Below are 12,045 nucleotides of genomic sequence, written 5' to 3' on the forward strand. Positions count from 1 at the left end.
GAGCGGGGGGTGAAAGTAAGAGGAGGTTTATGGGACCAGAACGAGAAGAGAGAATACTACTATTTCAGTATGCCATACGAGTGAGGAGACGATGCAGATAGAGGCACTCATCATCGATATCGACGGCGTGGTTGCCATCGGGGGGGATCCGATCCCTGGTGCGGCGGAGGCCATCGGCTGGCTGGAGGAAGCGGGGGTCCCGTACCGGTTCCTCTCAAACTCGACACAGCGGAGCCGGGAGGGGATAGCGGAGAGGCTGAACCGAAACGGCCTTTCGATACACCCGGAGCTGATCTCAACACCCATCGTCGCTGCCATCCGGCTGCTCAAAGAGAAGGGCATCTCATCGGCCAGAATGCTGGTGACGGATGCAGCGAAGGAGGCGTTCCATACCGCAGGCATCAGCGATGGCGACGGTGCGGTCATCATCGGGGATGCCGGAGAGGCATTCACCTTTCAGAAGCTGAACGAGGCGTTCCGGCTGATCACCGATGGCGCACCGCTCATCGCGCTTGAACGGGACCGGTACTGGATGGCCGAAGACGGCCTCACCCTCTCGGCAGGGCCGTTTGTCGCGGCACTCGAATATGCAGCCGGGAGGGAGGCGGAGGTCCTTGGCAAACCCTCTCCGGACGCCTTCCTCTCGGCATGCTCCATCATGGGCGTCTCACCGGATGCCACCGCAATGATCGGCGATGACATCAGGAGTGATGTCGGGGGTGCACAGGCGGCCGGCCTCACCGGGGTCCTCGTCCGGACCGGGAAGTACTCGGCCGCGGCTGTACAGGAATCAGGGATCACCCCGGATCTGATCCTGGGATCGATTGCGGATATCCCGGAAATCTTCAGGCGACGATGATCCGGTTCTCAGGGTGGCGGATCTCTGCTTCGGTCTGCCGCCCGCCGGACCGAACCCCTTCTGATCTCCGGTATCCATGCCGGATGGCGGTCCTGTACTCTTCTGCACGCTCAACCAGATAGACGAAGGTCATCTTCTTCATACTCGTCTCAATCGCACCCGGGGCCATATCAATCCTCGGCGCGGAGGGTGAAAGTGAAATGCTAATAGGAAAAGACCACCTGCCACCGTTTTTGGGAGATGGGCGTCCTGAGGGGGCAGGGGTATCTCCGGCCATCCTGAAACAATCCTTTTTTACATCCCCATGCGGAATAGATCATGATTTCGTATGCTTGAGATAGAGGACCTCCATGTCGAGGTCGAAGGCAGAGAGGTACTTCATGATATCAATCTGACCATCCGGGAGGGTGAGACCCACGTCCTGATGGGGCCGAACGGGTCCGGGAAGACGACGCTCCTCCGTGCATTGATGGGATTTGGGAGCTCCCGCATCACCGACGGAACGATCACCTTCAAAGGCCATGATATCACGAAGATGCCGATCCATGAGCGGGCACAGCTCGGTATCGGCCTCCTCTTCCAGCGGCCGCCGACGATCTCGGGGCTGAAACTCGGCAAACTGCTCAATGTCACCTCCCACGGGGATACCAGCCATGTTGAGGAGTACGCACGCAGGATGAATATGGATACCTTCCTCGAACGTGATGTCAACAAGGGCTTCTCAGGCGGTGAGATCAAGCGGAGCGAGGTGCTCCAGCTGATGATCCAGAAGCCGGACTTCGTGATGCTCGATGAACCTGAGAGCGGGGTCGATCTCGAGAATATGGCCCTCGTCGGCAATGCAATCGCCGGCCTCATCGAGAAAGACCAGCATATCATCAACCGGAAGAAGAGCGGGCTCATCATCACCCATACCGGGTATATCCTCGACTACATCGATGCCGACTTCGGCCATGTGATGTGTGACGGGACCTTCAAGTGCCATGGCAATCCCCGTGAGATCCTCAGGAGCATCCAGAGCAAGGGATATAAGGAGTGTATCGAATGTCAGAGAATATGAAGGGATTTGCCGAGATCAGTGATGAGGACAGGAAACGGATCGAGATGACCGGCCTTCAGACCGGAACCCTTGAGGGGCGATCCGGGAGTTTCCTCCAGGTCGATGAGCATATCCATCATGCAGCCACCGATGCAAAAGGGATCGAGATCCTCCCGATAGCCGATGCCCTTGAACGCTATGCATGGCTTGAGGACTATTACTGGAAGGCGGTGCCCCGTGACAAGGATGAGATCACGAAGTACATCGCCGCCCGGGAACCGAAGGGATATGTCCTGATCGCACGGAAAGGAAGCCAGACCACCTTCCCGCTCCAGACCTGCCTCTTCCTGGCAAAAGAGGATATCCAGTATGTCCATAACATCATCATCGCAGAGGAGGGGGCAGAACTCCATCTCATCGCCGGCTGTGCAAGCTCGGCACAGAATAAGGACGGCAAACACTATGGCGTCACCGAGATCTATGTCGGGAAAGATGCAAAGGTCACCTCCACGATGATTCATACCTGGGGCGAGACGATTGAGGTCTATCCACGGAGTGTGACGATCATCGAGGAACGGGGCGTCTTCCTCTCAAACTATGTCTGCATGGTCCCGGCAAAGAAGGTACAGATGTACCCGACCGCAGAACTCCGGGGAGAAGGGGCGGTTGCACGATTCTCAAGCATTATGCTTGCGACACCGGGATCCCATCTCGACACCGGATCCCGTGCCCTCCTCTCTGCCAAAGGGGCAACCGCAGAGTTGATCACCCGGGCGATCACCACCGGCGGAACGATCATCTCCCGCGGCCATATCCTCGGATCGGTCAAGGATACCAAAGGCCATATCGAGTGCCGGGCGCTCATCCTCAAAGACGGTATCATCCATGCCATCCCTGAGATCGAAGGCCGGGTCGTCGATTGTGAACTCTCCCATGAAGCCGCCGTCGGAAAGATTGCCCAGGAGGAGATCGAGTACCTGATGGCACGGGGCCTCTCCGAGGACGAGGCGACGGCGACGATCATCAGGGGCTTCCTTGATGTGAAGATCAGCGGCCTGCCGGAGAGCCTGCAGCGCCAGATCGATACCGCAATCGATGCGGCCGAAAAAGGATTCTGAGCATGAACGACCCGTTTGAGACCCGGCGAAAGGCGATGGTCAATGACCAGATCCGGCGGCGCGGGGTCTCAGACGAACGGGTCCTCAAAGCGATGGAGGAGGTGGCCCGGCATCTCTTCGTCCCCCAGGGCATGGAGGAGGAGGCGTACCAGGACCGGCCGCTCCCCATCGGATCAGGCCAGACGATTTCCCAGCCCTATATCGTCGCGGTGATGACCGCACTCCTCCGGCTCACCCCCTCTGATGCGGTCCTTGAGATCGGCTGCGGGAGCGGGTACCAGGCGGCGATCCTCAGCAGGATCGCAGCGAGTGTCATCTCAGTCGAGCGGATCGAAGACGTTGCAGAGCATGCGAAAGAGAATTTTCGGAGAGCCGGGGTCACCGGGATCAGGATCATCATCGGCGACGGGACGGAAGGCTGTCCCGAGGGTGCACCCTATGATGCCATTCTGGTCACCGCAGCGGCTCCTTTTGTTCCTCAGCCCCTCCTCGACCAGCTTGCCGACGGGGGGAGGCTCGTCGCTCCGGTCGGGGATACCGATATCCAGCACCTGACCAGGGTCACGAGGCGTGGATCGGAGTATATCCGGGAATCGTTTGAACCGGTCCGTTTCGTCCCGCTCCTCGGCCGATACGGATGGCCGGAGCGATGACGATCCACGATATCACCCGCCAACTCTCCCCGGAGACCTTTATCTGGCCCGGGGATCCGGCGGTCTCCTATTCTCAGAGGGTGCAGGACGGCTTTACCATAACAGAGATCCGCATGGGGAGCCATAGCGGGACACATATCGATGCCCCGCTTCATGCGATTCCGGGTGGAGCAGGAATTGAGAAGGTGCCGCTTGAGGCATGCGTCGGCCCGGTCCTCCTCAAAGACATCCCTCCGGGGCCGGTTCCGGCCGGAGTAGTCGATACGATCAGCCTCCCCAGGGTGATCATCCGCTCGGGATGGTCGGCAGATGAGCCGGACCGTTATGGATACCTTCAGGCAGAGGATGCACGGGCCCTTGTTGAAGGGGGGATCGTTGCCATCGGGACCGATGCCCCGTCGATCGAGGCCCCGGACGGCGATGGGAGCGTCCACAGAATTCTGCTCGCCGCCGGGGTTGTCATCATCGAGCTGCTTGATCCCGGCGATCTCCCGGGGGGAGAATATATGATGGTTGCCCTCCCGATCTCATGCAGAGGTCTTGACGGGTCCCCTGCACGGGTGATCCTGATCGAGGATATGCTACCATGACAATTATACACAGAGCAGTGCAGAAACTGAAGAGTTCCCTGGAGGGGAGCGGCTGCGACCATGGGGTCGTCTCCCTCTGGGTAAATAAGGATGTCCCGGTCTGCCAGTATCCGCGAGGTGTCTGCCTCGAAGGAGTCTATGGCGGCCGGACCGCAGAGATGGTCACCACAACGCCGCTTGAGGCGAAGACGAAACTCTCGTTCCTCTATGATGCGGCGCTCAAAAAGCCGAAGACACGGGCGGCCGCGGTTGCGATCATCAATGTCATCACCGGCTTCACCTGCCAGTCCCGGAAACTCCACGCCTGCCCCCCCTCCTCCCATGCAGAATGCAGGGAGATGCTCGCAACATTGTATGACGGCGGGATGATCTACCCTGTCGGCAACCTGAAGGAGATTCCTGATATCTTCCGGGGGCGGATCGCGGAGAGCCCGGAGAAGGCGGATATTATCATCATCGCAGGAGACGGGCTGATCAGCGACGAGGGGATCGAGATTCAGGAGAAGTACCAGGATACAAAAGAGATAATCTATCTTGGCCCCTCCACCGCAGGGGTTGCCACGCTCCTCGACCTGAAGCACTTCTGCCCCTTCGGCAGATGAGTAAGCATAATATCTTATCTCTCAAATAAATCCGTATGCTCTTTGGCTCATCCGGTATCAGGATGCCATATGGAAGGACCCTCCTTGACCTCTCCCTCTCTGTCGGCGCATCTGTCGGTATGGACAGAAAGAGGGTGGTTATGGGGAGCGATACCCGCTCCACACGGCATATTCTGACAGAATCCATTACTGCCGGCCTCCTCTCCGCAGGTGCCGATGTCATCTCCGGCGGGGTGGCACCGACCCCGACCGTCGCCTATGCGGCGCGGAATGCAGATGCAGGCTGTATGGTGACCGCATCACACAATCCCGAGGAGTATAACGGGATAAAACTTTTCAATCCGAACGGATCCCCCTATACCCTGGCAGAACAGTCCCGGATCGAGGAGACGGTACATAATCCCATCTGGAATGGCTGGGATCAGGTCGGTACCCGGATCGATGCCGATATCATCACCCCGCACCGGGATGCCATCCTCTCCACCATCTCCCCAAAGAGCGGGATGACGGTCGTCCTCGACTGCGGCGGGGGGGCAGGAACCGCGATCACCCCCGGACTCCTCGCCGAGGCCGGTGTAACAACGGTCACCCTGAACGGGGATCCGACATCGACGTTTCCCCGCCCATCCGAGCCACTCCCCGGAAACCTCGCCTATATGCCCGCGATCATCCGGAAATCCGGGGCCTCAGGCGGGATCGCCCATGATGGCGATGCCGATCGCTGTGTCGCCTTTGATAACAGAGGGAGGTTCATCGCCGGTGAACACCTCCTGATCCTCTTCTCAAAATACCTTGATCTGAACGAGGTGGTAACAACGGTCGATGCGTCAATGGCAATCGAAGAGGTGGCAACCGTCCACCGGACCCCTGTCGGCGACAGCTATGTCTCCGAAGAGCTCCTCGCCTGGGGCGGGATCGGGGGCGAACCATCCGGAAGCTGGATCTTTCCCTCCCACTCCCTCTGTGCGGACGGCATCTATGCAGCCGCCCTCTTCTGCGAGATCGCAGGGGAATGGGATGTCGCCGAGGAGATCGACGGGCTGCCACAGTACCCGATCCTCCGATCCTCCATCCCCACACCCCATGGCCAGGCCGCCCTCAGCCATCTGGGTGCAGCAAAGCCGACCGACGGCCTCAGGGTTGCAATGGAAGACGGCTGGTACCTTATCCGGGCAAGCGGCACCGAGCCGAAGGTCCGGGTCACCGCTGAAGGAAGAACGAAGGAGACTGCCGCCGCCCTCCTCGCAGAAGGGGAGTCGCGACTGAAGGCGGCCATCCGGGAGGTCTCCTGATGGCACGACCAACAGAGTGCGTCCTCCTCGCAGCCGGCGAGGGGAAGCGGATGCGGCCGCTCACCACCAACCGGCCGAAGGTGATGATCCCGCTTGCCAACCGTCCGATGCTTGAGCATCTCATCATCGCGGCACGGGATGCAGGGATCGAACGGTTCATCATCGTCGTCGGATATGGCGAGGAGGTCGTCAGGGAGTACTTCGGGGATGGATCGGGGTTGTCTGTCACCATCGAGTATGTCGTCCAGAGGCACCAGCGGGGGACCGCCGATGCACTTGCCGCAGCCGAAGGGCTTGTGACCGGGGATTTCCTCCTGATGAACGGAGATATGATCCTGAGTCACGCTGAGATCGGTTCCTTCTGTGAGATGGAGGCTCCTGCCCTTGCTGTTGCGGAGGTTGAGAATCCCGCAGGCTACGGTGTTGTCGTCCTTGAGGGAGACCGGGTGGCGGGCCTTGAGGAGAAGTCACGGGCACCGAAGAGCAGGATGATCAATGCCGGGGCATACCTCTTTGCACCTGAGATCTTCGATCTCATCAGGAGGATCGGCATCTCCGGGAGAGGCGAGTATGAACTCACCGATGCCCTCAGCGGGTATATCGGGGAAAAAAGGCTTGGAGCCATGGCACTTGCGTCATGGAGGGATGTCGGGTATCCCTGGGACATCCTTGCTGCCAACGAATCCCTCCTCAGCACCACCAGCGGCACCCGGGAAGGGACGGTTGAAGAAGGGGTTGTTCTGAAAGGGCCGGTCACCATCGGGAAGGGGACGGTCATCCGATCCGGGAGCTACATCGAAGGGCCGGTCATCATCGGCCGGGACTGTATCATCGGGCCCGGTGCGTATATCAGGCCGGGAACGGCGGTCGGGGACCGGTGCCACATCGGCCATGCCGTCGAGCTGAAGAACTCGGTCATCTTCAGCGGCACGAAGATTCCGCACTTCAACTATATCGGAGACAGTGTCATCGGTTCAGACTGCAACTTCGGTGCCGGGACGAAGATCGCAAATCTCCGCCATGATCATGGGAATGTCGCCGTCGGGGGAGCCGATACCGGCAGGAAGAAATTTGGGGCGGTCATCGGGGATGATGTCCTCTTCGGGATAAACTGTTCGATCAATACCGGCTCATCCATCGGATCAGGAACCCGGGTTGCCCCTCATTCCTATGTCGAAGGGGTCTATGATGACGAGAGTGTCATAACGAGGTGAAGAAGAGATGCAGGCAGTAATTCTGGCAGGCGGGGAGGGGTGGCGGCTCCGCCCCCTCACAAAGAACCGTCCAAAAGCACTGATACCGGTCGGCAACCGGCCGATCATCGATTACGTCATCGATGCCCTCCTTGAGGCAGGGGTCCGTGACATCACCGTCGTCGTCGGATACAGAAAGGAGCAGGTGATCCGGCATCTCAATACCCTTGACCATGAAGTAAACGTCGTCGTTCAGGAACGGCAGCTCGGCAGCGCCCATGCACTCGCCTGTGCCATGCCAAAGATACATGACACCACCCTCGTCCTCTCAGGTGACAACTACATCGATACCGCATCCGTCCTGATGATGCAGGGGAAGGAGAACGCCATCCGTGTCACCCCGTCCATCTCTCCTGTCCATTACGGGGTCGTGACGGTCAATAACGGCCTTGTCACCTCATTTGTCGAGAAGCCGGAGGAGAAGGGGATCGCCCTTGTCAGCAGCGGCCTCTACCTCTTCACCCCGGAGGTGATCAGATCCATCCAGGAACGTGAGCTCCCCGAGCTCCTCAACCGGCTCATTGCAGAGAAGGTGCCGATCCGGGCGATCGAAGGGGGAGAGTGGGGCGATGCGATCCATGCATGGGATCTCATCTCCCAGAACAACCATCTCCTCAGGCTCACCACACCGGGGAGGAGCGGGACGATCAGCCGTCTTGCCACCATCACCGGGAAGGTCTCCATCGGACCGCGGAGCAGCATCGGCCCCGGCACCGTCATCACCGGTCCGGTCAGGATAGGGGAGGATACGACCATCGGCCCCAATGTCGTCATCGGCCCGGATGTCAGTATCGGGGATCGCACCGTCATCGAGCCGTTCTCCTATCTGAAGAGCAGTATCATCATGGATGATGTCCGGATCGGATCGCACAGCAGGATCGCCGATACCACCATCGGGGATGGCTGCAGTATCGGAGATCACCTCTCCACCATCACCGGTGAAGGGTACTTCGGCCTGGGTGAAGGCGAGGCAAAGGTCTTCCATCGGGGAAGGTTTGGTGCCATCCTCGGCGATAACGTCACCATCGGATCATCGGTCGTCCTCAATGCCTGTATCATCGGGAACAACAGCACCGTCCGGTCCGGCAGACGGCTCGACGGAGAGATCCCGGATGGGTCACGGGTGATATGAATGTGTGGAATCGTCGGATACATCGGCCGCCGTCCGGCAGAGGCTATCGTCACCGAAGGGCTCAAGCGCCTCGAGTACCGGGGATATGATTCGTTCGGGGTCGCCACACTGGATACGATGATCACCATCGCCAAGAAGAGCGGCCGGATATCCGACGCAGGCAGATCACGTGTCAGCCTGAAGGGGAGTATCGGGATCGGCCATACCCGGTGGGCGACGCATGGAGAGCCCAGTGATCGCAACGCCCACCCCCACCTCGACTGTGCCGAACGGATCGCCGTCGTCCATAACGGGATCATCGAAAACTATGCGGAGCTTCGGCGTGAACTGATCGACCGGGGCCATTCGTTCAGATCCGAGACCGATACCGAGGTGATCGCCCATCTTCTCGAGGAGCGGTACAATGGCGATCTTCTTACAACACTGGAGGAGATCCTCCCCCTCCTCACGGGATCCTTTGCCATCCTCCTTCTTGCCGAAGGGGAGGATCGGATCGTCGCCGCCCGGATGGCAAGCCCGCTCGTCATCGGGATTGGGGATCGCGAACTCCTCACCGCATCCGATGTCACCCCGCTCGTCGAGCATACACGGCGGGTCATCTACCTCGAAGACGGGGACTGCGTTGAACTGACCAGGAGCGGGTACCGGATACGGAACGGTGGTATGCCGGTGGAGCGGGAGATCACCGAGGTGGACTGGGATATCGAGGATGCACGCCTCGGCGGCTTCCCCCATTACATGCAGAAGGAGATCTTCGAGCAGCCCCAGGTCTTCTACAACACCCTCCAGGCGGTCCGGGAGTCCCCGGATGCACTTGATCTCCTCAGAGGCCGGGACCGGCTCACCATCGTCGCCTGCGGATCCTCCTATCATGCGGGGCTCCTCTACAAGTACCTCCTTGAGATGTCCTGTGGCATGGCGGTGCGGGTGGAGCAGGGATCCGAGTTCAAGTACTATCCCCCACCCCTCTCGGGGACGGTCATCGGGATATCCCAGTCCGGGGAGACGGCAGACACACTCGCCGCCCTGAAGATGGCGCAGAGCAGGGGATGCAGAACGGTTGCCGTCACCAATGTCGTCGGATCAACGATAACACGGATGACGGATGCGACCATCCATCTCCGGGCAGGACCTGAGATGAGCGTCGCCGCAACGAAATCATTTATCGCCCAGCTCGCCGCCGGCCTCGGGATCACGGATGCCCTCACCGATGACAGCCACGCAGAAGAGAACAGACGGGTTAATGTCAGTATCGAGGAGATCCTGACGATCCCGATCACCGAAGCCGTTGAGCTCTGCAGATCGGCATCCTCGCTCTTCTACATCGGCCGGGGGCTCTTCTACCCGGCGGCACTTGAGGGTGCACTGAAGATGAAGGAGATCTCCTATATCCATGCCGAGGGGTATGCTGCCGGGGAGCTGAAGCACGGCCCCTTTGCCCTCCTCTCCGGTGAGACCCCGGTCATCGCCATCGCCATCCCGGGTGCCGCGTACCCGGTGATGCTCTCAAATATCAAGGAGATCAAGGCGAGGGGTGCACCGGTGATCGCTGTTGGGATCGCCGGGGATATCGAGCTTGTGGAGCTTGCCGATATCTTCATCGGGCTTCCAAAGACCCCCGAACTGACAGCCGTCGCCACCGTCTCGGTCCTCCTCCAGCGGCTCGCCTATGAGACCGCTGATGCACTCGGCCGCGATATCGACAAGCCACGAAACCTTGCAAAGAGTGTCACGGTAGAGTAGGTGAGGGAGAATGTCCGGTGTCTGTGCCATCATGGGGGATATCTTCTCGCTCCATCATATCGAGAAGCACCCCGAGGCGGCACCCCGGCTCAGCAGGACCGGGGGGGGAATCCCGCCGGGGGTTGCCGTCTGCCAGCCGGTTGCTGCATCCGAAGAGGAGCTCCGGCTGATCCATACGCCCGAGCATGTCCGGATGATCCGGCAGTTCTCGGAGTTTGGGGGTGTTAGGTTCATCGATCCCGATACCTATGTCACCTCACGCTCGTTTGAAGTCGCCTCATATGCCGCCGGATCATCAATCAATGCGGCAGAACGCGCCCTTGATGGGGAGCGGCCGTTTGCGCTCGTCCGGCCTCCGGGCCACCATGCCGAACCGGACAGGGCGATGGGGTTCTGCCTCTTCAATAATGCCGCGATAGCCGCCGCCTCCATCCTGACGACGATGGACCGGGTCGCGATCCTCGACTGGGATGTCCATCATGGCAACGGCACCCAGAAGGCCTTCTACCGGAGTGACCGTGCCCTCTTCCTCTCGATCCACCAGAGTAACAGCTTCCCCCGGACCGGGTGGATCGATGAGATCGGGGAGGGGCCGGGGCGGGGGTACACCCTCAATGCACCGATTCATCCGGGGGGGACGATCACCGATTTCCGTCACATCATCTCGGAGATCTTCATCCCTGCGATTCAGCGGTTCCGGCCTGATGCCCTGATCATCTCGGCAGGCCAGGATGCACTTGACGATGATCCCCTCGCTGAGATGCATCTCGTTCCTGAGGATTACGGGGTGCTGACCCGTCTTGTGACCGATGCCCTCGACATCCCGACTGCCCTCATCCTCGAAGGGGGGTACGGGCCTTCGATGGGGAGATCCCTCGATGCCATCTTCTCTGCGCTGAAGGGGGATCCCGTCAGGATTCCTGATATCGGAGAGGTGCGATCAAGTACCAGGCGGATAGGAGAACTTCTCAAACGGGTGCAGATGTAGCAAAGGTTTATTGACTTTGGTACTAACAATGCGGGTATGGCAGATGCTATCATGCCCGGCCAGGCGGTCCGGTACGGCCCGACCGGGACAGTCGGGACGATCATCAGGATCGAAGAGATTGGTGGCCGGAAATTTGGCCTCATCGATACGACAGATCTCCTCTATCGTCTCGATCTCCTTGTCCCGGTCATAATAAGGGATGGAAAAGCGAAGAAAGCCCCCACCGACGCGCGAGAGGCGATCACTGAAGAGAGGATCCGCGAGAAGGTTGCCGCGGAGAGCGCCTGGCTCAATGTCGATGGGAGCTGTGAGGGAGGGGGATAACCCCTTACCTGTTTATCGGGATCGTCGTCAGTTTCACCGACTCAACCCCTTTCTGTGACATCAGGCGTTCTGCAACGGCTTTGATCTCTCCTGCATCCCCCCTGACCAGGATCACCTCAAGGCAGCGGTCATGGGTGACATGGGAATGGAGCGATGCCTGGATGAGGCTCATATAGTCGTGCTGGATCTCGGTGAGTGTCTGGATGAGGCCACGGTGTTCGTGTTCATAGACGATGGTGATGACACCCTGCCGTTCACCCTTGACGTCACTCATCCACTGGTAGTAGGTGATGTAGCTCCTGATGGCATCCCTGATCCCCTCGGACCGTGATGAGTACCCGCGTACACCGATGATGTCATCGAACCTGTCAAGGAGGTTCTTTGGAAGTGATATTCCAATACGTGATAATTCTGAATCTCCAGTCATAGACCTTCCTTAAAGTATCTACTGC

At 59.5% G+C, this 12,045-nt stretch carries 14 protein-coding genes; 12 read left to right on the forward strand and 2 right to left on the reverse strand.

The window, feature by feature from the left end; translation table 11 throughout:
- Positions 1 to 91: 91 nt before the first annotated feature.
- Complete coding sequence (locus J2T58_RS07465) at positions 92 to 859, forward strand: TIGR01458 family HAD-type hydrolase (protein ID WP_253488490.1); 768 nt, start codon at positions 92 to 94, stop codon at positions 857 to 859.
- Here J2T58_RS07465 and J2T58_RS07470 read toward each other — a convergent pair.
- The gene (locus J2T58_RS07470; protein ID WP_253488491.1) at positions 846 to 1,028 is read right to left on the reverse strand and encodes a hypothetical protein; all 183 of its coding nucleotides are present in this window, start codon (positions 1,026 to 1,028) and stop codon (positions 846 to 848) included. The genes J2T58_RS07465 and J2T58_RS07470 overlap by 14 nt on opposite strands.
- Positions 1,029 to 1,187: 159 nt before the next feature.
- On the opposite strand from J2T58_RS07470, the gene J2T58_RS07475 reads away from it, so the two are divergent.
- From J2T58_RS07475 to J2T58_RS07525, 11 genes are read left to right on the forward strand one after another with little or no spacing between them, the layout of a single operon-like run.
- Positions 1,188 to 1,919: an ABC transporter ATP-binding protein gene (locus J2T58_RS07475; RefSeq protein WP_253488492.1), complete on the forward strand. Its 732-nt coding sequence runs from the start codon at positions 1,188 to 1,190 to the stop codon at positions 1,917 to 1,919.
- Positions 1,904 to 3,016, forward strand: coding sequence for a SufB/SufD family protein (locus tag J2T58_RS07480; RefSeq protein WP_253488493.1), 1,113 nt, complete (start codon positions 1,904 to 1,906; stop codon positions 3,014 to 3,016). Before J2T58_RS07475 ends, J2T58_RS07480 begins: the two co-directional genes overlap by 16 nt.
- Positions 3,017 to 3,018: 2 nt before the next feature.
- A complete protein-coding gene (locus J2T58_RS07485) occupies positions 3,019 to 3,669 on the forward strand; it encodes a protein-L-isoaspartate(D-aspartate) O-methyltransferase (protein WP_253488494.1) in 651 nt (216 codons plus the stop codon).
- Complete coding sequence (locus J2T58_RS07490; protein WP_253488495.1) at positions 3,666 to 4,259, forward strand: cyclase family protein; 594 nt, start codon at positions 3,666 to 3,668, stop codon at positions 4,257 to 4,259. Before J2T58_RS07485 ends, J2T58_RS07490 begins: the two co-directional genes overlap by 4 nt.
- Entirely contained in the window at positions 4,256 to 4,861 is a 606-nt protein-coding gene (locus tag J2T58_RS07495; RefSeq protein WP_253488496.1) for a hypothetical protein, read from the forward strand. The genes J2T58_RS07490 and J2T58_RS07495 overlap by 4 nt, the downstream gene beginning before the upstream one ends.
- Positions 4,862 to 4,896: 35 nt before the next feature.
- Entirely contained in the window at positions 4,897 to 6,153 is a 1,257-nt protein-coding gene (locus J2T58_RS07500; RefSeq protein ID WP_253488497.1) for a phosphopentomutase/phosphoglucosamine mutase, read from the forward strand.
- Positions 6,153 to 7,367 (forward strand): bifunctional sugar-1-phosphate nucleotidylyltransferase/acetyltransferase, encoded by a 1,215-nt coding sequence (glmU, locus tag J2T58_RS07505; RefSeq protein ID WP_253488498.1) that lies wholly within the window; start codon positions 6,153 to 6,155, stop codon positions 7,365 to 7,367. The genes J2T58_RS07500 and glmU overlap by 1 nt, the downstream gene beginning before the upstream one ends.
- A gap of 7 nt (positions 7,368 to 7,374) precedes the next feature.
- Positions 7,375 to 8,538, forward strand: a complete 1,164-nt coding sequence (locus J2T58_RS07510; protein ID WP_253488499.1) for a sugar phosphate nucleotidyltransferase — start codon at positions 7,375 to 7,377, stop codon at positions 8,536 to 8,538.
- On the forward strand, positions 8,539 to 10,281 hold the full coding sequence (gene glmS, locus J2T58_RS07515; RefSeq protein ID WP_253488500.1) for a glutamine--fructose-6-phosphate transaminase (isomerizing): 1,743 nt from the start codon (positions 8,539 to 8,541) through the stop codon (positions 10,279 to 10,281). It abuts the gene before it with no gap.
- Between the two features lie 10 nt (positions 10,282 to 10,291).
- Positions 10,292 to 11,269: a histone deacetylase family protein gene (locus J2T58_RS07520; RefSeq protein WP_253488501.1), complete on the forward strand. Its 978-nt coding sequence runs from the start codon at positions 10,292 to 10,294 to the stop codon at positions 11,267 to 11,269.
- Positions 11,270 to 11,305: 36 nt separating this feature from the next.
- On the forward strand, positions 11,306 to 11,593 hold the full coding sequence (locus J2T58_RS07525; RefSeq protein WP_253488502.1) for a DUF2098 domain-containing protein: 288 nt from the start codon (positions 11,306 to 11,308) through the stop codon (positions 11,591 to 11,593).
- 4 nt (positions 11,594 to 11,597) lie between these two features.
- Here the strand turns inward: J2T58_RS07525 and nikR are convergent, their stop codons facing one another.
- Positions 11,598 to 12,020: a nickel-responsive transcriptional regulator NikR gene (gene nikR, locus J2T58_RS07530; protein ID WP_253488503.1), complete on the reverse strand. Its 423-nt coding sequence runs from the start codon at positions 12,018 to 12,020 to the stop codon at positions 11,598 to 11,600.
- Between the last annotated feature and the right edge of the window lie 25 nt (positions 12,021 to 12,045).

The organism is Methanocalculus alkaliphilus (assembly GCF_024170505.1).
In the GTDB taxonomy this organism is placed as follows: domain Archaea; phylum Halobacteriota; class Methanomicrobia; order Methanomicrobiales; family Methanocorpusculaceae; genus Methanocalculus; species Methanocalculus alkaliphilus.